Origin of the sequence: Bradyrhizobium sp. 87, assembly GCF_023073015.1 — a bacterium.
Taxonomy (GTDB): Bacteria; Pseudomonadota; Alphaproteobacteria; order Rhizobiales; family Xanthobacteraceae; genus Bradyrhizobium; species Bradyrhizobium canariense_D.
The window spans coordinates 1-20,944 of record NZ_JADPIQ010000080.1 but is presented as its reverse complement, the minus strand read 5'-3'; the positions used below and the strand labels follow the sequence as shown (position 1 = coordinate 20,944).

The 20,944-nt window shown below is 58.7% G+C and carries 15 protein-coding genes and 3 pseudogenes; 3 read left to right on the top strand and 15 right to left on the bottom strand.

Translation table 11 applies throughout. The annotated features are described in order from the left end of the window. Window position 1: 1 nt before the first annotated feature. From IVB50_RS18825 to IVB50_RS18780, 10 genes and pseudogenes are all read right to left on the bottom strand, one after another. A complete protein-coding gene (locus IVB50_RS18825) occupies window positions 2-1,246 on the bottom strand; it encodes an ABC transporter permease (RefSeq protein ID WP_247296911.1) in 1,245 nt (414 codons plus the stop codon). A gap of 313 nt (window positions 1,247-1,559) precedes the next feature. Beyond that, window positions 1,560-2,624, bottom strand: coding sequence for an ABC transporter substrate-binding protein (locus IVB50_RS18820; protein WP_247296910.1), 1,065 nt, complete (start codon window positions 2,622-2,624; stop codon window positions 1,560-1,562). Between the two features lie 94 nt (window positions 2,625-2,718). Further along, complete coding sequence (locus tag IVB50_RS18815; RefSeq protein WP_247296935.1) at window positions 2,719-3,813, bottom strand: ABC transporter ATP-binding protein; 1,095 nt, start codon at window positions 3,811-3,813, stop codon at window positions 2,719-2,721. A gap of 612 nt (window positions 3,814-4,425) precedes the next feature. After that, window positions 4,426-5,211 (bottom strand): hypothetical protein, encoded by a 786-nt coding sequence (locus tag IVB50_RS18810; RefSeq protein WP_247296908.1) that lies wholly within the window; start codon window positions 5,209-5,211, stop codon window positions 4,426-4,428. A gap of 150 nt (window positions 5,212-5,361) precedes the next feature. Further along, window positions 5,362-6,141, bottom strand: a complete 780-nt coding sequence (locus IVB50_RS18805) for an SDR family NAD(P)-dependent oxidoreductase (RefSeq protein ID WP_346771305.1) — start codon at window positions 6,139-6,141, stop codon at window positions 5,362-5,364. A gap of 52 nt (window positions 6,142-6,193) precedes the next feature. Further along, window positions 6,194-6,940, bottom strand: coding sequence for an SDR family oxidoreductase (locus tag IVB50_RS18800; RefSeq protein WP_247296907.1), 747 nt, complete (start codon window positions 6,938-6,940; stop codon window positions 6,194-6,196). Between the two features lie 186 nt (window positions 6,941-7,126). Continuing rightward, window positions 7,127-8,848 carry a thiamine pyrophosphate-binding protein gene (locus IVB50_RS18795; RefSeq protein ID WP_247296930.1) on the bottom strand — a complete coding sequence of 574 codons (1,722 nt, stop codon included), beginning with the start codon at window positions 8,846-8,848 and terminating at the stop codon, window positions 7,127-7,129. A 2-nt stretch (window positions 8,849-8,850) separates the two neighbouring features. Continuing rightward, on the bottom strand, window positions 8,851-9,843 hold the full coding sequence (locus IVB50_RS18790; RefSeq protein ID WP_247296906.1) for an alpha-ketoacid dehydrogenase subunit beta: 993 nt from the start codon (window positions 9,841-9,843) through the stop codon (window positions 8,851-8,853). Then, complete coding sequence (locus IVB50_RS18785; protein WP_247296905.1) at window positions 9,843-10,844, bottom strand: thiamine pyrophosphate-dependent dehydrogenase E1 component subunit alpha; 1,002 nt, start codon at window positions 10,842-10,844, stop codon at window positions 9,843-9,845. Before IVB50_RS18785 ends, IVB50_RS18790 begins: the two co-directional genes overlap by 1 nt. A gap of 1,175 nt (window positions 10,845-12,019) precedes the next feature. Further along, window positions 12,020-12,701: pseudogene (locus tag IVB50_RS18780) on the bottom strand (IS256 family transposase); the annotation flags it as partial. Between the two features lie 50 nt (window positions 12,702-12,751). Here IVB50_RS18780 and IVB50_RS18775 point away from each other — a divergent pair. Then, window positions 12,752-13,321, top strand: a complete 570-nt coding sequence (locus tag IVB50_RS18775; protein WP_247296904.1) for an IS66 family transposase — start codon at window positions 12,752-12,754, stop codon at window positions 13,319-13,321. A 15-nt stretch (window positions 13,322-13,336) separates the two neighbouring features. Here IVB50_RS18775 and IVB50_RS18770 read toward each other — a convergent pair. After that, window positions 13,337-13,516: pseudogene (locus tag IVB50_RS18770) on the bottom strand (transposase); the annotation flags it as partial. Window positions 13,517-13,915: 399 nt separating this feature from the next. Between IVB50_RS18770 and IVB50_RS18765 the strand changes: the two are divergent. Then, a pseudogene (locus IVB50_RS18765) lies at window positions 13,916-14,251 on the top strand (helix-turn-helix domain-containing protein); the annotation flags it as partial. A 73-nt stretch (window positions 14,252-14,324) separates the two neighbouring features. Here the strand turns inward: IVB50_RS18765 and IVB50_RS18760 are convergent. The 4 genes from IVB50_RS18760 to IVB50_RS18745 all read right to left on the bottom strand — a co-directional run bounded on the left by IVB50_RS18760 (window position 14,325) and on the right by IVB50_RS18745 (window position 20,666). After that, window positions 14,325-15,386 carry an ABC transporter substrate-binding protein gene (locus tag IVB50_RS18760; RefSeq protein WP_247296903.1) on the bottom strand — a complete coding sequence of 354 codons (1,062 nt, stop codon included), beginning with the start codon at window positions 15,384-15,386 and terminating at the stop codon, window positions 14,325-14,327. Between the two features lie 397 nt (window positions 15,387-15,783). Then, window positions 15,784-17,010 carry a hypothetical protein gene (locus IVB50_RS18755; RefSeq protein ID WP_247296902.1) on the bottom strand — a complete coding sequence of 409 codons (1,227 nt, stop codon included), beginning with the start codon at window positions 17,008-17,010 and terminating at the stop codon, window positions 15,784-15,786. An 860-nt stretch (window positions 17,011-17,870) separates the two neighbouring features. After that, window positions 17,871-18,896, bottom strand: coding sequence for an NAD(P)-dependent oxidoreductase (locus tag IVB50_RS18750; RefSeq protein ID WP_247296901.1), 1,026 nt, complete (start codon window positions 18,894-18,896; stop codon window positions 17,871-17,873). 585 nt (window positions 18,897-19,481) lie between these two features. Further along, window positions 19,482-20,666: a M20 family metallopeptidase gene (locus IVB50_RS18745; RefSeq protein ID WP_247296900.1), complete on the bottom strand. Its 1,185-nt coding sequence runs from the start codon at window positions 20,664-20,666 to the stop codon at window positions 19,482-19,484. A gap of 113 nt (window positions 20,667-20,779) precedes the next feature. Here IVB50_RS18745 and IVB50_RS18740 point away from each other — a divergent pair. Continuing rightward, window positions 20,780-20,944 (top strand): transposase (locus IVB50_RS18740; protein WP_247296928.1); only part of this gene is annotated, 165 nt, incomplete at its 3' end.

The window sequence follows — 20,944 nt, the reverse complement described above, 5'->3', positions numbered from 1 at the left end:
TCTAACCCATTTTAATTCGTTCGACGCCGACTAACTTGTTGAAGACATAGTAGAGTAGCAGCGTTGTGGCGAGCAGGATTGCTCCGAGAGCAGAGGCCATACCCCAGTTGAGTTCTTCATTGAGGTAGTGAGCGACGAAATAGCTCACCATTTGGTCGGCTGGGCCTCCGACCAGAGCAGGCGTGATGTAGTAACCCAAGCAGAGAATGAAGGTGAGGAGGCAGCCGGCCGCTACCCCCGGCAGCGTCTGCGGGAAGTAAACCTTCCAAAAGGCGTAAAATGGTCCGGCACCGAGTGAACGTGCGGCCCGCACATAGTTTGGCGATATCGTCTTCATCACGCTGTAGATCGGCAGGATCGTGAACGGCAGCTGTATATGAGTCATGGCCACCATCGTGCCGAATCGATTGAAAATGAGTTCGGCTGGCTGCGATATAACGTGCAGGTTCATCAACGCCTCATTGACGAGACCGTTACGCTGCAGGAGCACGACCCAAGCAGTGGTGCGAACTAGCACTGATGTCCAGAACGGTAGCACGACCATGATCATCAAAAGATTGCTGGATCTAGCTGGCAAGGTCGCCAAAAGATAAGCGACCGGATAGCCTAGCAGAAGCGTCGCAACGGTCACCCCGAGGCTGATGCTGAGAGTCCGTATGAACGCGTCGCGGAAGATCGCCTTATCCTCAGGTGTAGGAACAATCTCGCCATCAGAACCAAACTGAAGGTCCATCGAGCGCAGAAGATAATAGGCTGTATAGGCAGAGGCTCCTCGCTTCAGTAACGTCCAGAGGTCGTGCCGCCCCCATAGCGGATTGATTTCGATCAGCGCCGTCTTGTAGGGGCCTATAGAAAGTTCGCGCGCTTTACGAGCACTAGATGTGACTTGGCTCGTGGCACCGGGAAGCTCATAATTGATCCGCCGACCGATTTCGGACGCTGTTTTCTGATCCCAAGCCTCTTTGAGGTCGTTTGCTAGCGCAGCATACGCGGCCTCGTCGGGTAATCCCCTACCATCCCAGATATTGAGTGCCGCCATTGTGCGCGGCATCAGTCTGAGAAGTGTATCATCGTGTACTGCGTTTAATATCATTCGACCAATCGGCAGAATGAAGACGATAGCAATGAACAGCAGGAGTGGCAGGACGAGGGTGAACGCTTTCAGCTTACGCCGGCGCTCGATGAGCTTCAGTTTGGTCCGTAGCAACACGCTATCGGGGCTGCCTACGACATGGGCGAGCGTCATCGCCAGATCTCCCTTACTTCAGGTCATTCGGACCGCGAGGACCGTGGTCGTCCTCGCGGCGCTTATGCATGGCCGTGTCGCCACCAACATTTAAAGCTGGCGCAACTCGGCTCCGTTGTCAGCCCAGATGAATAAATTGACCAGTTAAAGTCGGGATATCAATTAGCTATGCTTCGTAAGCTCGGGGCTTCAATCGCAGTAGCCCTAGCTCATCTTAGTGAATAGGCGCAATCAGCCCGAACTGCGCAGGTGATACGAGACGTCCAGAGACGGAAGAGGACGGGGAGCCCTCCTCACGATCGCTTCGTTTAGCTTATTTCGCGAGCCAGGCCGTAAAGCGCTCGCGCAATTCGGGGCCTTTGTCAGCCCAGAAGGTGAGGTTAACCATCAGCGCGTTAGCCATGTTCTCGGGCGCAGTCGGCAGACTCGATAGGACCGCCTTATCGACATATTGGATCGAGTCTTTGTTCGCAGGGCCGACGTTCAGGTAGCTAGCTAATTCGGCCTGTGCCAACGGCGACGTGACGAAAGCGATGAACTTATAGGCGCTGTCCACTCGCGGTCCGCCCTTAGGAATTACCCAGCTATTGGAGCCTAGCGCCTCGCCATCCCACACGATCTCGAAATGTTTGCCAGACTCCTTGTTTGCGGTAGAGATTCGTGCGTTCCAAGCCTGTGTCATTGCGACCTGACCATCGGCGAGAAGCTGCGCCGGCTGGGCGCCGGTCTGCCACCAGACAACGTCCTTCTTGATCGTGTCGAGCTTTCTAAATGCTCGATCAGCCCCTTCGGGCGTATTAAGCACTTTGTAGACGTCTTTGACGGCTACGCCGTCAGCAATCAAGGCCCATTCGAGATTGACAAAGGGGGTTTTGGAGAGCCCGCGCTTGCCGGGGAATTTCTGCAAGTCATACAGATCGGCAATCGTCTTAGGGCCGTTCCGTAGGCTGTCCTTGTCGTAGGCGAGGACCGTGGAGTAGACGAGCGATGGCACGCCGCAGTCGTTACCGTCCGTCCCCGTGAACTTTGACCGATCGATACCGAGCTTTTCCCAGTCGATCTTCTCAACGACACCATCCGCGCACATCTGTATGGCGGCGGTCGTGTCAGCTTCGACCACGTCCCAGCTTACACTCTTGGTGTCGACCATGGCGCGGATCTTAGCTGCTTCCCCGTTGTATTCTTGGTCAATGATCCTTATTCCCGTTTTCTTTCCGAAAGGCTCGAAATATATCTTGCGCTGGGCATTCTGAGTCACGCCGCCAAAGGCGGTGACCGTCAGCTGATCGGCTGCAAAGGCTGTTTTTGTCGGCGCAAGACTTGCCGCCATGAGGCTTGTCCCCGCCAAAACGCCGACGATCATCAATGACTTTCTCATCGTCTACTTTCCCCTGCTATGCCTTCTCCAAAATGGAGCGGCGTCTTCGAGAACTCGGTCGGCTCTGCGTGCGCGCAAAGAGCCTGGCTCATCGTCACGACGCGTCGAGCGCGCGACAATCCTCCGCTTTCCAGCCGACGGTGATCGCCGCGCCAGGCTCGACCCGCGCAACACCTTCTGAGTTCGGCAGCTTGACTATGAAATCGTCGTGGCCGCAAACCGAAACCCGGGCGCGGACGTGATCGCCCAGATAAATCAGCTCACTGACACGCCCGCTGAAGATATTAGGCAACGTGCCCGGCACCGGGTTTAGCATCACTCGCTCGGGCCTTAACGACAACAGGGTCGGGCGCCCGGCCGCTTCGACATTGATGGCCAGAGCGTGTACGATACCGGCACCCGGAATCTCCGCTTGGCAGGTTGCGCCATTCATTGTTACGACCGTACCACGCAGCCGATTGTTCTCGCCGATGAACTGGGCGACGAAAGCACTCTGCGGCCTTTCGTAGAGCTCGGCAGGGGCGGCGAGCTGCTGGATGATCCCGTCGTTGAAAACCGCAATGCGGTCCGACATGGTCAGCGCCTCGCCTTGGTCATGGGTCACATACACGACGGTGATGCCGAGATCCTCATGGATGTGCTTAATCTCGAGCTGCATCTGCTCACGCAGCTGCTTGTCTAGTGCGCCGAGCGGCTCATCCATCAGCACAAGCGTGGGATCAAAGACCAAGGCACGCGCTAGCGCCACACGCTGCTGCTGGCCACCGGAAAGCTGGGCAGGACGCCGCGTGCCATAGGCGCCAAGTCGGACCGTGTCGAGCGCTCGCTTGATCCGAGTCTCAGCCTCCGCCCTACCTAGCTTGCGGACCTTCAGCGGGAAGGCGAGATTTTCCGCCACGGTCATGTGCGGGAAAAGGGCATAATTCTGGAAGACCATTCCGATGTCGCGCTTGTGTGGAGGCATCCTGTCGATAGATCGGTCCTCGAGAAAGATCGAGCCGTGAGTGGGCGCCTCGAATCCAGCGAGCATCATCAGCGTCGTCGTCTTGCCAGAACCGGAAGGCCCCAACATCGTCAAAAACTCTCCGCGGGCAATCTCGAGATTGAGATTCTTGACGACTAGCGCCTCCCCATCGTAGGTCTTTTGAACGTTGGAAAACTTGACAAACGCGTTGCTCATGCTCGGCATGGCCCCCTCTTCCTCCTGGTGCCTTCCCGCTACCGGCACCCCGCCGACCACAAGATCACGAATTTTCGCTTCTTTAACACTTGATCGACGCAGCAGAGGGGCATCCCGCATCAGGCGTCCGCGGCCGATCGAATGGCTCATTGAAGTCCTTCCCCCTGTTTCGACTCTGCGACCTCGATCGACAGAACGTTTCTTGTGTCATGCGAATAGTATCGGGGCCGTCGGCTGAATTTCTTCAATGTAGAGCCTTGCCAGGCCGAAATTCTGCGCAAAATGGTGAAGGCGACAGTTTTGATGCCACGCATATCGAGACGACGCGAGAGCGGCCCGCCAGAGGCCAATTAGGTTTGCAACAATCAATAGAGCCATACAAATTGCTTCAGGAGTGCGTGCGCTCATTCAAAAGCGGGCCAACCACCCTCGAACGCGGAACCCGCAACATCCCAAGAATTTCAACCATTGGCTTGACGCTGCGTCAGGAGAATGGACGTAGCTTTGAAATTGACGCCCCTTCGAGACTAGGGAGTGATCCGGCATGAGCTATTCTTGCAGCCGCGGTCTTATTCTCTATCAGCGATGACGCGCGATGTCATCGGACCTTAGGGGGCCGAGTTACCCGCCCCAGTTCGCTAGTACGGCAGCTAGGGCGTCGCCTTCACGAATGCCCATCAGCTTCGCCCTACTGTTAGTGGCGCTGATACAACCGGTCTCGAGTGTGGAGCGCGCATTTCCGATCCTAGCGGAAAAGCATGATACTGTTACGGCAGCCACTCCGCGATCGTCGAGCGCCGGGAGGCGGGCGATCCCGCATTTATCGATTCCGATTCCAGCATCGTTGAACGCTGCCAGTTTTGCATTCGCCCGAAGCGCTTTTCGCGGATCACCGTCCACCAATCCCCCATGCGACCCCGTGATAACGATTGCTCCGTCGTCTCCCTCGTCAACGAGGGCGGCTGAGTCGACCAGCAGGAGGCGTGTTTTAGAAAGCTGCTCAACGTGACGGCTCTCGCCCATGTCGGGTGCAATCCCGCTCGGTGGCCGCGCGGTCTCAAGAAGACACGCTGCTTCATTTACGCCCATCCCTGTCAGCAATCCAAGCTGGGCCGCATGCATGTTGATGTGGCTGATCACGCCGCGAGCAAGCATATCGTGCGCGTCACCGATCCGGCAGGACATGTGGGAGGCGGTGGCAGCCGCTACGCCGTAGCGGTCAAGCAACGAAAGGCTCGCGATACCGGCTTCATCTAGCCCTACTCCTGCGTCATTGAGGATGACGGCGCGAATCCCCGCTTTGGAGACGAGAACGCCTGGATACGCCCCGCCATGCGATCCACACACGACGACCGCTCCTGCAGCTGTAGGCTCAAAGTGCGTAGCGGTTGGCGCAAGAATTTGCATATAACTCAACTCTGTTTGTGGTAGCGAGCGTCCAAGTCAATCGGCTTCAATTGGGAACCAGTAGCAGTTTTACGCAGGCGCATGCCATTGAGTAGTTCTTCCGTCACGGCGCCAAACTTCCTCGCAAGGCCGCGAAGTTCCGGGAGCCTGCTAGAGTGGCGGCGGGGCGCCGACCATCAGGCCGGCCGCTCCGAAGCCACCATCCACGTTAAGGATGTGCCCCGTTACATAGCGGCTCTCGTCGGAAGCCAGGAAGAGAACGCCGTCGGCCACTTCCTCGGGCGTACCGAAACGGCGCATTGGTATGAGATAAGTGTAGGCGGCGCGCTCAATGTCATTATGCCAGAACTGCCCAGGCGCGGGTGCTATCGGACCGGGCGCTACCGCATTGACCCGGATGCTGTACTGGGCAAGTTCAACGGCCAAGACCCGGGTAAGCAACTCCAGCCCCGCCTTGGCCGAGCCGTAGGCTGCGCGCGCGTGACCGCCGCGTTGGCCTGATATGGAGGTAATGTTCACGATCGTGCCGCCGTCACCCGAAGCAACCATCCGACGAGCCGCGGCCTGCGCAACCAGAAAGGCTCCCGTTAGGCTGACCCGAAAGGCACGATCCCAGTCATCCAGCGACATCTCAAGGAATGGCGCTGACTTCCCGAGGCCAGCGTTATTTACGAGAATATCGACCCGGCCGTAAGTGGAATCGACCCTCTCCATCATCGCGCGGACTGCGTCGGGAGAGCCTACATCGGCTCCGATCCCGATCGCGTCGCTGTTCGCCGGCAACGTCGCCGCAGCCCTCTCGGCGGCGCCGCCGTCAATATCGGCAAGCACCACGCGAGCGCCACGGCTTGCGAGCTTGCTAGCTATGGCGAGCCCGATGTTGCGTGCAGCGCCCGTGACGAGCGCGACTTTTCCTTCCAAGTTTTTCACAATTGATCCTCACAAATTCGCTATCGATCGCCGCTTTGCTCTCAAGTTGGATCTACGCAGTTACGCCTGCGCAAAGAAAGCCTCCGTCAACGCCCAGTACTTGCCCAGTCACGTAGCTCGCCTGCTCGGAATCCAACAGAAAACTGATCGCCGCCGCAATCTCATCGGGAGATGCACTTCGCGCCTGCGGACTGCGCCGCAACCACTCGCCCGGTTCAACCGTCCCCTTTCCTGTCAACTGTTTGGCCATCAGGGTCTTCACACTTCCGGGAGCGACGGCGTTCACGCGAATACCAACGGATGCTAGCTCGACCGCCATTACCTTAGTGAGCATAATTAATCCTCCTTTCGAAGAACCATAGGCTGCTCGCCCAGGAACGCCACGGATCCCAGAGATCGACGCGACATTGACGATAGAACCTCCACCTTCTCTCTCGATGAGAGGTGTGAACGCTTTCGAAACGATAAAGCTGCCGATGAGATTAATCTCTAGTATGCGTCGAAACAAATCTGAGCTGGTCTCACTGAAAGGCACATCGGCTGCCACCCCTGCGCAGTTCACAAGGCCCGCGACGTGATGATCATTTGCAAACGCATCTGCAAGGGAAATTACTCCTGCCTCATCACACACATCGATGATGTGCGTGCTGAACTGAGAGCAGGCCATCTCTCTTGCAACGGCCACAACATTTGCCACGTTGGCATCGAGAATTGCGACGCGCCAGTTTGCCTTCAAAAGGCGCTTGGCGGTTGCGAGACCAATTCCTGATGCGCCACCTGTAATAATGGCCGTCTTCAAGGGAAGCTCCAAGCTGGCCAATTTCCCCTCGTGCTCAGCGCCCATCGAAAGACCAAAATTCGATCACGAGGCGATCCTTCCTTTCCAAAACAGGGCGTGAGCTTTGCCTGGAGCTTCCAGACGGGTGGTTCCAAGCACCCTTAGACCGCCCACGACAGGTGTCAGTCCTTGTTGATAGAAAGACCCTCACGCTACGCGGTCTCCCTTCTTGATCTGCATCGTGCGATTGTCGACAGCCGGCAACATCTTGGCAGGATCGCGTGTCACGATCACGTCAAGCACCACTGGCCCTTTAGTCGCGAAGGCTCTTTCGATCGCCGGGCCCACCCCGCCGGGCTCCTCGACGCGAATGCCCGCGCAACCCAACGCCTCGGCTGCCTTGGCGTAGTTGGTCTCCGAGAGGTCGGAGGCATGGTAGCTGCCCGCGCCGTACATCAAATGTTGGAGCGCCTTTACGTAGCCAGAGGCGGCATTGTTTAGGACGATAATCGCGAAATCGAGCTCCATGCGACGCGCGGTCTCAATCTCACCGAGCATCATGTTGAAGCCGCCATCACCCGTGATTGACACAACCTTGCGGCCAGGCGCGGCTAGCGAAGCGCCCATGGCACCGGGAAGCCCGTAACCGATCGAGGCGAAGCCGCGGTCAGCCACGAAGCCGCGGCCGGCCCGCTTGGTGTCATAGAGCAGCCCTCCCCAGTGGGCGGCAAACCCGCCATCGGCGATGAGCAGCGCGTCAGCCGGCATGAGGCGGTTGAGCTCGCCCATGATGCGGCCCATCGACACCGGAAGCTCGTTCGAAGTGTAACGCTCCTTGACGCTCTCCCTCCAGGTCGCCATGCGTCGCGCAACCTCGGCACAATAGGCCTCGCGACGCGATCGGACCACCTTGACGTCATCGGAGAGCGCGGTGTGCAGGTCCAGGATCCCGGCCATCGCATCGCCCCAAAGTGCGACTTCCGGCTCGGCGGTGCGGCCAATTTCCTCCGCAACTATCTCAAGATGGACGATGCGTTTGCCCATCGGCGGCACTGTGTAGCGCTTGGTCGCGATCTCGCCGAGCTTGCAGCCGACGACGAGGAGCGCATCGCTCTCCTCAATCAGCTTGTTCGCGATGCGGTCATAACGACCAAACAGGCCGGCGCTCAGAGGATCGACGCAGGCGATGGCACCCTTGCCGCTCATCGTATGGGCGACCGGAATTGCATAAGCCTTAGCGAACGCAGAGAGCGTGTCAGAAGCGCTCGACAGATGCACCCCACCGCCCGCGAGAATCAGCGGGCGTTCAGCCTTCGCCAAGATGGCTACCGCCCGCTCGACCGCACGGACGTCCGGCCTGCACCGCAACGCGGGCGCGGCCTCGTGCGCGGTATCGGCACGGAAATCATCCTGGGAGAAACCAAAGGTACCATGACAGACATCCTCGGGCACATCCACAACGACCGGCCCCGGCCGACCGGTGGTGGCGACAGCGAAGGCGCGGCGCATCAATTCAGGTATGCGAGCCGTGCTCTCGATTCGGATCAGTTCCTTACAGGCTGGGCGAAGGATCTCGGTTTGCCGAGCCTCCTGAGTCATGTTTTTCCAAGCATGGTCGCGATGGGCATCACCGATCACAACGACCATCGGCGTACCGGCATTAAGCGCCTCGACGAGGCCGGTAACAAGATTCGTGGCGCCAGGCCCGAGTGTCGCATCGGCGAGGCCGACGCGACCCGAAACCTTGGCATAGGCGTCGGCCGCAAAGATGCCCGCGCGCTCGTCGTTAATGAGGTTGTGCGCGAGACCCAACCGCCGCGCTGCGTCGTAAAAAGGCAGAAGCTGAAAGCCGCCCATACCAAACATCGGGCCTCCGTGGAAGCCTTTGATCATCCGGGCAAGCGCCTCGCCGCCAGTCATCTCGTTCATGCTCACGCGCGACCTCCTTCGGACTTGGGGATGATCATATCCCGCGCCGCAGCGGCGATCGCATCCTCGGTGACGCGAACAGCATCCTCAAGAGGCGGCGTATACGCGATCGGCGCGCGCGGTCCACACAACCGGCGCACGGCGACCGCACCGCCGAATTTTTCAGCTACAGTCGCAACAATTTCGGCGCCGAAACCGCCGACCGCGACTGCCTCATGGGTGACGATCAAGCGTCTCGTCCGCTCGACGCTCTGGAATATCATCGTCTTGTCCCAGGGCCAGATGGTACGCAGGTCAATGAGATCGATCGACACCCCTTCTTTCGCGAGCGCCTCCGCCGCTTTCATCGCAATGTGAACTTGATTCGACCAAGACACGATGGTGAGGTCCTTGCCCTCACGTACTTTGCGCGCTTGGCCCAAGGGAATCGTGAAATCGACGTCCTCAGGTACCTCTCCCTCAACGCGCCATAGACCCTTGTGCTCCATGAACACGACCGGGTCGTCGCAGCGGATTGCGCTCTTGAGCAACCCCTTGTTGTCGGCGGGGGTCGCGGGACAGACGACCACCAGCCCTGGTATATGCGCGTACCAGGCCTCGAGTGACTGCGAATGCTGCGCGGCGGAAGAGCCTCTGATGCCGATTGGCTCACGGACGACGAGCGGTACGCGGGCTTGGCCGCCGAACATGAAGCGCGCTTTCGCAGCCTGGTTGACGAGCTCGTCGATAGCGCAAAGCGCGAAATCAGAGAATCGCATCTCGGCCACGGGTCGCGTACCCATCATCGCAGCGCCCACGCAAGCGCCAACTATGGCCGCCTCCGAGATTGGTGCATCAGAAATGCGATCGGAGCCGAATTTTTCGACAAGACCGACGTACTGCCCAAAAACCCCGCCGCGCCCCAGATCCTCGCCGACAGCCCACACGGTGGCGTCGCGCCGCATCTCCTCCTCAAGTGCGAGGCGTCCAGCCTCAACATAGGTCATCAAGCTCATCAGAATGCCTCCACAAGAGGAGAGCCAACGTCCTGAACGTCGGTCAACGCCTCTGCAACCGCCGGAAAGCTGGCTTCGCGGGCTGAGCGATACGCGCCTTCCATTTCCGCGTAAGCGGACGCCTCGTCGGCGTCGAGCATATCAACGGCGACGCCGGCGCCAATTAGAAGTGCGCGCGTTCTAGCAATTGGATCATGAGCCTTTGCGGCCTCGACTTCCCCTTTCGGGCGATAGACAGCGGGGTCGCCGCCGGTATGGCCAGTCATGCGGAAGGTGCGGGCGTGCAGGAAGCGCGCCCCCTTGCCACCCCGCACTTCGCGAATGAGTTCGGCAGCCGCAATCTCGACGGCGGTCACGTCGTTGCCGTCGACCTCGACAGTCGGCAAACCCAGCGCGCGCGCGCGCTCGGACAAGCCAGGACCGGCAGTCATCGCGCGCGTTCTGGTGGTCGCCGCATAACCGTTGTCCTCGCATACGAAGAGGACCGGCAGGTCGAATACCGCAGCCCAGTTGAGCCCCTCCAGAAATGGACCGCGGTTCGTGGCACCGTCGCCAAAGAAGCAAGCAACGATACGATCCTCCTTCTTCAGCTTGATCGCATGTGCGGCGCCCGCCGCAATGACTATGTTGGCGGCGACTACTCCGTTGGCGCCAAGCATACCAACACTAAAATCGGCAATATGCATTGAGCCGCCCTTCCCGGCGCATGCACCTCCTTCGCGACCGAGCAACTCATGGAACATGGCAGTCGAGGAGGCTCCCTTGGCGAGCGTATGACCGTGACCCCGATGGGTTGAGAGCAGAAGGTCCCGCCTGGTTAGCTGGGCGATGACGCCGACCGCCACTGCCTCCTGGCCAATCGATGGATGAATGGCGCCAAACACCAGCTTGTCGTCCTGCGCCTTTAGGGTCACCTCCTCAAGCGCCCTGATGCGATGCATCAATAGATGGTGAGAGCGCAGTCGCGCCACATCAATGTCTTGTCGTGATTTGCCGTTCATACCTGAAGTCACTCTGTTTTTCCCGTAGGTTGCAACTTGATCAAGCACATGCTGCCGTCGGACATCGAGCGCGCCTAGCCTCCGCCGCTCGCGGTCCACAGTGAGGCGCCCCCCCATCGATAAGACCGTCCTCACGCAAAGAGCTAGGGATCTGGGCGAGCAGCAGGCTCCGTATGTCGTTGAGCTGTTTCTCCGCTCGGAAGCCCTGTAGATTTCATCCACAGTGATCGACTTCGGCCAGCTAACTATCCTCTGGAATCGCTTCCGCAGGGGCCAAAACATACTTGCGAGTTCCCGAAAGCGTTCGTTCGAAGGTTAGAATGGCGCCGTTCTCAAACCGGCGGCATCAGAAAGAGGCCGCAATCCTACCGAGCCAATGGCAACGTTTAGCGCAAATAGCCGAACTTTCGCGCCGACTTTCGCCGTAGAAAGAACCATCTTCGATGGATTTAAGCAACTACGCTCTCATTGGATGGCAAAACGCGTGCTGGCAATGATAGAGGGATTGGATGGTGAAACTGTTTAAAACCGGCAGCTCCGAAATGCGCTTGGGATCCGGCAGCCGCCGCGCACGCCGGAGGCACCCCCGCCGAAACGTTCGACTTCTTCGAGCTCGCGCTGTGGACCCAAGCGCCTGTGATCCGTCCAATCCGCGGTACACGTCGACCCATGGCAAAAGCCATCTGCGGAGCTCCGCGTATTGCTCTCAGCGGAGGCTGAAGACCTGCGTCCCTCGCGGCTACGGGCTGTTGGTGTTCCGCGCAGAAACACGAGAAAGACACAACAGCGACAATTCTGCCGAGCGGCTAGGCCGCGCACCGTCCCGACAAATGCCACTCTCATTCAGAGCGAGGCCAAACTCCGCCATCCGCTCAACAGTCATTGGTGAAATTACCAACCGAAGCTCGCGCGGGGGGTGTGATATCCTGGGAGATTAGGCGCGCGGCCTTCAAGGCATCGCGCGCCATTGCCTAGGCCTTTCCTAAGGAATTTGGGAGACTGAGCCGTCACGCTTTGCGCCAACAAAGCCTAGTCATCTGGAACGCAATTTCGTGAGATTAGTTGATCGCTCGAATCTTAGAGAGGAGACCGCTCGTGGCAATGCGGGGATCGTGTCCCCTAGCGTGGTGTAGGTGGCGGCGGGTCACCGCGTTCGCCGGCGAGAGCCGGGCTGGTCAGCTGGCGATCGCCGGAAAGCTGACGGTGGGATCATCGCTCAACGGCGCGACGGTTTCCAGCGTCATGTAGCGAGCACGCCCATTCGTCGTTTTGCTCGAGCAGGATCGCTCCGATGAGGCGGACGATGGCTTCTTCATTGGGGAAGATGCCGACGACCTAGGTGCGGCGCTTGATCTCGCCGTTCAGGCGCTCGATCGGGTTTGTCGAGTGCAGCTTCGTCCGGTGTTGCGGCGGGAACGCCATATAAGCGAGCACATCGGTCTCGGCCTCGTCGAGGAAGCCGGCGAGCTTGGGCAGCTTGGGGCGGAGCTGGTCGGCAACCTTGCGCCACTGCGTCTTGGCAGCCTCGGCATCGTCCTGGGCAAAGGCGGTGGCGATGAAGGCGGAGACGACGCGCCGCCCGCTCTTGCCGGCATGGGCCAACGCGTTGCGCATGAAGTGCACGCGGCAGCGTTGCCAAGTGGCGTTGAGCACCTTAGCGACGGTGGCCTTGATGCCCTCGTGGGCATCGGAGACGACCAGCTTGACGCCGCGCAGGCCACGGCGGGCGAGCTTGCGCAGGAACGCCGTCCAGAACGTCTCGGCTTCGGAGGGGCCGACGTCCATGCCGAGCACTTCGCGCCGGCCGTCGCTGTTGACGCCGACCGCGACAATCACCGCGACCGACACGATACGGCCATTATGACCGGCTGACCGAAGTCGTTCGACCGCAAGGGCCGTGGACGCTCGTGCATTGCTGGAGCCATTTGCGCCGGCGCTTCGTCAAATTGGTGCGCAACAGCAAGTCTCCGATCGCCGAGGCCGCCGTCCGGCAGATCGCGCAGCTTTACGCCATCGAAGCCATGGTGCGCGGCTCGTCGCCGGACATCCGGTTGGCCGCGCGCAAGGAGCACTCGCTGCCCCTCATTGCGGCTTTAAAACCGTGGTTTGAGAAGCAGCTTTCCATGATCTCCAGCGGCTCAACGCTCGCCGAGGACATCCGCTATGCGCTCAATCACTGGCAGGGGTTGACCCGCTTCCTCGAAGACGGGCGTCTCGAACTCGACACCAACCCGGTCGAGAACGCCATCCGGCCGGTCTGCCTAACCAGAAAAAATGCGCTCTTCGCGGGCCATGAAATCGGGGCAGAAAACTGGGCCATGCTGGCGTCGATAGTCGCTACCTGCAAGCTCAACAGCGTCAACCCGGCTGCCTACATCGCTGAAACACTCGAGGCGATCATCGACGGTCATCCCCATAGCAAGATCGATGATCTCATGCCGTGGCGATTCCGCAAAACGTCAAGCCAGCCTCAATAGGGTCACGGCTAAGCGCTTACAGCCGTTGCGCTGGGCCAGACGCTCGGGGTTCTTCTCGCCGTAGGCCGCTCCGGTCTGGCCTTCGACTTCCAGCTCCATCAGGCGCTGGGCAGCAAAGCCAACCATCTCGCGCAACAGATCGGCATCGGGGGTCTTCTCCACGAGCGTGCGCAGGTTCATCACATCGTCGGTCATCGGTGGTTCCTCGGTTGCGGTGTCGCAACCCGATCCTACCGGAGAACTGCCGGTGACCACCGCAAAACCGCCCGCCCGCTACGGCGCAATTTGAGGGCGCGCGTCCGGGCGGCTTTGCTCTACCGAGCTACACCACTTCCGAGGAGACGCCAAATGCGGGTGTGAAAGGTCGACCGATCGCGCCGTTCGCTGCGATCTGGCTCTCGCCGACCAGACAATTTGGGCGCGTCCGAAATTGCAGCTGTGCAGGCTACAATCTGCGAAGCACGCTGGCGCGCCTGTGCAAGCGTTGTCTGATGATGTCTGAAGCATGAATTCGGTAATCATGAATTGTAGCAAATCGGCGATTGCCAGGAAGTATACGGGCCATCGCGGCACCTACCGGAGCTGGCGCAAGGATCGTTTGGCAAGTGGCGCCGCCGATTCTTGAAGGATCGGTCTGATGGCCTGTTTGACAAAGCCCGCCCTGGCCGCCCTCGAACCATCAACGATGATCGGTTGCTGAGGTAATCAAGCGGAGATCGCGTACGACACCGCCCGACGCCACGCATGGTCGCTCCACTCGATGGCTGCGGAAACTGGCTTTTCTCACACCACGATCCACCGAATGCGGACGGCGTTCGGTTTGCAGCCGCACCGCAGCCGGACATTCAAGCTGTCGATCGACCGCTATTGGTCGATAAGGTGCGCGATATTGTCGGGCTTCACTTATCCACCGAACCGAACCGTCTGATCTGCTATCAACCTTTCTCTCATTCGTCCGTTCGCGCGGCGAGGAGAACGAAAGTCCTCCCCGCCGCCCCTGATCTTATTTCGCGAGCCAGGCCGTAAAGCGCTGGCGCAACTCATCACCCTTTTCGCCCCAGAAGGAGGAATCAATCAACAGAGCATTGGTCATATGATTGGGTGCGGTCGGCAGGTGCGGCAGGATCGCCGGATCAACATGCGCGATGGCATCCCTGTTGGCGGGACCGTAAGAGATATAGTGGGTCTGGTCAGCCTGCACCGCTGGTGAGGTGGCGAAGGCGATGAACTTGTATGCGGCATCTAGGCGTGCTCCGCCCTTGGGCATAACCCACACATTCATCCCCAGTTCCTGGGTATTCCACACAATCTCGAAATTCTTGCCGGAGTTCTTGATTGCATCGTAGATTCTGCCATTCCAGGCTGATGTCATTACGACTTGACCGTCGGCGAGGAGCTGTGGCGCCTGCGCGCCGGCCTGCCACCAGATGACATCCTTCTTGATTGTGTCGAGCTTCTTGAAAGCACGGTCGACGCCCTCCGCCGTGCTGAGGACTTTATAGACGTCCTTAGTTGGCACGCCGTCGGCGATCAGGGCCCATTCGAGATTGCCGAACGGGCTCTTAGACAGACCACGCTTGCCGGGAAATCTCTGGACATCGAACAGGTCATTGAGAGTGTTCGGACCGTTCGGCAACTTATCTTTGTCATAGGTGAGAACCGTGGCATAAAAATCTGCCGGCACGGCGCAGTCATTGTCCGCGCCTGTGAACTTGGCCCTGTCAAGCCCTAGCTTTTTCCAGTCGATCCTCTCGAGCATGCCTTCGGCACACAGTTGCACGCCTGCTACTGCGTCGGTGTCGACCACGTCCCAGCTAACGCTCTTGGATTCAACCATGGCGCGAATTTTCGAGAGCTCGCCGTTGTACTCTCCCTCAATGATGTTCACGCCGGTCTGCTTGGCGTAAGGCTCGAAATAGGCCTTGCGTTGGGCTGTCTGATAAGCCCCGCCGAACGAGGTGACCGTAAGCTGATCGGCAGCAAAGACAGCTTTCGCCAACGCAATCTCCCCGGCTATCAACCCGGCCACGGCCAGGCCAGCGCTAATCATCAATGACTTCCCCATCGTCTATTTCCTCCCTGCCTGCCCCCCAAGGATGAGGTGGCGATCCCAACAATCTCATGCGTGTTTGTTAACGGCTAAGTTATGCGCCGCAGATAATGAGTGCCTGTCACCGCAAACGACTCCTTCAGGTGCAAGGGATCACAGAGCACGCTCTAAATAGTCGAAGGTCGTGCATCCCAAATACCAGATCAGAAGCGCCGCGCCGTATTTGTCTTCGGCGCGAGGCATGACGTGCCCAGCCAGTGCTTAGTAATTGCGGACGCCTGTAGCTTCACCGAGACGCGGCTTATTGATGTCATCCATTATTCGAGAGCTAAAGCTCAACGCCCCGGTGCACGACCCTTAACTTCTTCGATTCGCCGGACGCTATCTCTTCGAGGGTCTGGGATCGAAACGCTCAGCCTTGCGCTACACCCCATATCTCTACAGTGGTGTTGGGGTTGTGCATCATCGGCTTCGGTACGAGCGTCACGGGCGGAAGCGCTCCTCCGACGCAGTCGGCAAGAGTCTTTGCAAAGGCCACTGTCTCATCCTCAGTACCGGTCGACGTAAAGTAGCAGACCATGAGCTTCAAATCGGCGGGCGACCGGCCGAAAGGCCGCAGGAGGTCTTCGATATAGCTCATTGTGAAACGGGTCTGCGGAATGAGCTGCCCCCCCATGATTGACCCGCCTTTGTTGCTATACGGCTGGGAGGGCACTTGGCCACCCAGCCATACCGCGTCCCGCAGCCTGATGCCTTGGCGATAAGGTGTGGGGTAAGTCCAGTCCCAAACGCGCGCAGGCCAGTGGTCCTCGCGCGGGATATATTTGTCGTAGCCATTCCGTAGCTCACGCATGGCCATGACTTCGACCTTGGTCACCGCCCCTTGCGGATTGAGCCTGTGGCAGGGAACCACCGTTGCGACCGGCCCCGGCTCACGAAAGTGATAGGCTCGCGCCTTTGAAAGGGGTTCCCATTGTTCGCGAGTCTTACCGAAGTAATAGCCCTCCAGCTTGACGCAGTCCTGTAAGGATGCACCGAGCGCGGCTAGCGTCTCTGCGTGCCTTTCCATAATGAAGTGGCTCTGGGCCACACCGTCATCCGGTTGCCGCACGGTGCCATCAACGTCCTCGGCTGTACGGTTGGCGAGCGCAATGAAGTCTCCCGCCCGCAATCCAGCGGTGACGGTGCGATCGCCGAACAGCGCTTGGCTCCGCTCCGGTACTGGGCGAGCTACCGACCGAACATCTGAGTGCGTCCGCCAGCCGCGCTGAGCGATCGCCTGAATCTGGATTGTCTGGCCGGAAAACGGCTGCAAGGGCTCCGGCATCGTACTGATCGCTGGCATGGGATCGGCCTTGAAGAATCGGGCAAGCGCCCCAATTAACTCCCAGTCATCGCGCTCCGCGGTGTAGTGCGCTTTAAGCCGTACGACGTCATCGAGCGTGCAGGCCTCGGAGGCTAGTGCCTCTGCCAGGTTGGCGATCGCTCCTTCAATCTGTTTATCGAACTCGCCCGGATTGCGAATCCGTCCCGTATCATCGAAATCACCCGCACCGCCGACGAAACTTAATGCACCCGCGCTACCCGACAAATGGTGGGTCTGTGCGATCGGCAGGTCCCAGATGATAGACGCCCTCATTTCCATGCATCCCCAATTGTTGTTTGCTTTGATTTAAAGTTTGGCGAGCATCTCTCTCGCCGAGTTACATGAAGGTTACCCTCGCCCTCGCTAATGAAAAGACGTTTTCTTACGTACCGTAACTAATTGAAACGTATGAGGGGTGTTTCATAAATCGAACATCGCACTCATTCGCAGGCGCCCAGGCGCATGCCCTGCACATCGGCTGCCCGCGGAGAAGTCGCCAAATCATCTAAATGTAGCGGGTACGGGCTGAATGCGGATCGCGACAAGCTGGATGAGTCGTGAGCGTGTCGAGAGCCCACTGTGCTCTCCACTCAAGGCGCTTGGCGAAACGTCTTGGACAATGAAAGCCGGGAATCCGAGCCAAACGGCTAAACATGGGTGCGGGTCTTCAGGTGCTCTTCGATGCCGCCGCCACAGCGTGCGCGCGTCAGTCTGCTCCCCCGCGGAACTCTGGTTTTAGATCGCAACTCTGGACGGCAGCGACCTATGCCGATTTCAGTCGATCGAGATTTGATAGGCGTCCAAGCGTCCTTAGCTCGAATCATGGCTCACTGATGCGAAGCTTAAGACTTACTCTTCTGCCAATCGGCAAACGCGAATTCTCGAAGCGACGTCCAACGACCGGCACCCGCTCCATCTCGGATAGGGTCTAAAGATAGAACCCGCTGATTCGCGTAAAAACATGGGTCCGCAGCGTTCGAGGCGGCAAACCAGCAATATGGGCTTCATCGGTTGCCCCACTTGAAAAGCTTAAACTAGCCCGTTCAGGGACTCCATGAATGAGTCCGCAATCCCTGAACTGGGCTTGCTTTTGGAGCCCTCGACGTAGCCCCCCCGACTTGGCATCTAACCGTCTAGTAACCCAAATCCAGGCTAACTTCCCGCGTGAGCGGCTTTTCCGTCGCAAACTCCAGCAAGTTCTGAGTGCCCCACTGAATGTTACGCTGCAAAACGTCATCGGCATTTGCAGCTTGGTCTTCAGAACCGATCACATTCGGAAGCCTGTGAACCGCCAAGCGCGATCCCGAGCCCGCTGGAAAGGCCCTACCATAACCGTAGGTCCACCAGACGTCTGCGGCATATCCGCGCAAACGACCTGATGTGAGTGCCTCATAGAGGGGCTTCTCTTGGATCACACTTCCGCGCGAAATGTTGACCAGAAAAGCGGATGGCTTCATAGCCGCAATCTCCGGCTTGCCGATCAACTGATTGGTTTCCACCGTATTGGGGGCCGCGACGACGACGTAGTCACATTTCGCCAGTACGGAATGCAACTCGTCTGTCCCATGGACCGAGTCAACGCATCCAACGGGCTTTCCCTTGTCGCGGCGGACACCGATAACATACATGTCGAAGCCCTTTGCGTGCTTAGCGATGCGTGCGCCGATTTGTCCAAGGCCGATGATCCCGATGGTTCGACCATGCAACATGGCCGATCGAGTCTCGTCCGCATATACGGGGTGCGGTTTCTGTCGCTGTTGCAATGCCTGGTGCTTGACTAGCGTCTGCTTCGCCAGTGAAAGTACGAACATCATCGCTTGCTCTGCTACCGCGACGGCGTTGGCACCACGGATATTCGCAAGTTTCACGCCGCGTTCTTTGAAGAGAGAGAGCGCCCCCATTTGGCGGAGATCATCGACCCCCGAATGCATCCAGGAAAACACCTTTAGTTTTTTGGCGATTTCCAAGGCCCCTTCCGGGACGCTCAAAGCGATAATCGCGTCGGCGTCGGGGGCAAGGTGCTTTACATCTGAGTATGCGCAATCAAAGCGAGAAAGATAATCCCCTTTCGGGGCCATAACCTCCGTACCAGCCGGCATCGCTCCTTTGATGTAATTCAGTTCGTCATCGTTCGCGTACCACAAACAGAGCACCTTCATCGTGCCAATTCCCCCTATCAGGTTTCCTAAATGTCTGAAGGCCATTGAAGCCCATCATTGATCTTACTGTACGGGCAAAAAGGCGAATATTTTCGGCACATTCTGGTGCTACCTGGGAGAATTGCTGCACCAGAAGCCGTTTGCCCGTGCAAAACTGGCGCCTCACGGACTCGCGCAGTGCCCACTTGAAGCCAGTACCTATGCAGCTTTTTGGTCGGTACAGCTCCACGAAACCCAGTCCATCTTCCTGCGCACCAAATAATTGAACGCAGGCGCAGCGAGCCTTGAAGGAATGTAGGCGCGGCTCTTTTTCCTGATGATCAGAAGGGCACATTCTTCGAGCTGCCGGCGCACTTGGCGTTGGCACGTGATTGCGTCGGCAAACCCGCACGCGTTCGAAGGCAACGCGCTGATCTTCGGCCGGTTATGAGAAATTTGATTCGAGTGGCTCGCGTCGATCCGCCCCTCAATAGAGACCGAGCTAGACGCGGCGCCATGTGGCTTCACGGTATTCGTGCGGTGCCTTGACGTCCGGAATAGCCGAGAGAATGCAGCATGCTTGGCGCTCGTGGCAGGCAAGCCCAATCAAGAATTCAGCAGGTCCAGAATATATCTGACGGTGAGCACAGTTGTCGGGATAATGAGTTCATCGGATGCGCCGAACGTGGGAGTATGCACAAACGACTCATTGCCGGGCGCGCGGGTACCGAGCCAGAAATAGATCGAGGGCACGCAGGCCGCGTAGAAGCCGAAGTCGTCGCTCCCTGCTATCGGTCTCCTCTCGCTGAAGAAGGCGTCGCGTCCAGCAGTATCGTGGACAAGCTGGCGGAATTTCCTCACCATTTCGGGATCGTTGACGACAGCCGGTTCACCTTTGCGAATGATGCATTCGGCACGACCCCGATGCAGTGCAGCGACGCCTTCCGCGACTTCAAGCACGCGCTGTGACAGGAGCGCCCTGCGTTCCGAGCTCGCTGTCCTGATCGTCCCTTCCATGATGACGGATGGGCATATGATGTTAGTAGCCTCCCCGCCATGGATAGTGCCAATCGTTATTACTGCAGCGTCGTCGATCGGCATTTCGCGCGAAACTACCTTCTGCACCTCGTTGATGAAGGCCGCGGCGATAGCAATGGCGTCGATGCCATTATGAGGTGAAGCGCCGTGCGCCATTTTTCCGGTGACGGTAAGCTTGAATTGGTCGGCGGATTTCGTTACCGCGCCTTCCTGTGCGCCGAACATACCGGCGGGAATTCCAGGACTGACGTGAAAGCCGACGGCCTGGTCGAAGCCGTCCAGCAGTTTCTCGTCTTGAACCGTGCGGCCACCTAGGGGCTCCGCTTCTTCGGCTGGCTGGAAGAACACGCGGACCTTACCTGCGAAGTTGTCCCGCATCCGATGCAATGCGAGCGCGGTGCCGAGCGCAATCGAGCCGTGCACGTCGTGACCGCAAGCATGCATGACACCATTGACCTGGGAGCGATAGGGCAGGTCGTCCCGCGTCTCCTGAATCGGTAATGCATCAATGTCGCCGCGCACGGCGACCGCACGCTTTGGGCCGGAGGCGCGCCCTTCGATATCAATATAAAGACCGGTGTTGTGGAACGTGTTGAAACCGCTGAGGCCGAAACGTTGCAACACCGCCCGGATTCGCTCCTGCGTTTTCCATTCCGCATTCGAAAGCTCAGGCTCGCGATGCATATCGTGGCGCAGCTCGATGACTGCATCGCGCTCCGCATCTGACAGAAAGCTGTTGCTGCGCGTGCTCATTAAATCGATCCTGTGTTCCGCCGGAGCATTCACTATAACTAAGACTAGGGTCTGTACCTAATTAGCGAGTTCTGATTCCCTGGTGCTAAGTTGATTCGGCACGGGGGACTTCGATGCGCAAAGGACTGTTCTGGCTCAACGACAAGCAGTGGGCTCAGATAGAGCCGCATCTGCCAACGAACCAGACCGGCCCGGCGCGCGAAGACGATCGACGCATTATCAGCGGTATCATTCACATGCTCCAGTGCGGCGCACGCTGGCGCGATTGCCCGTCCGAC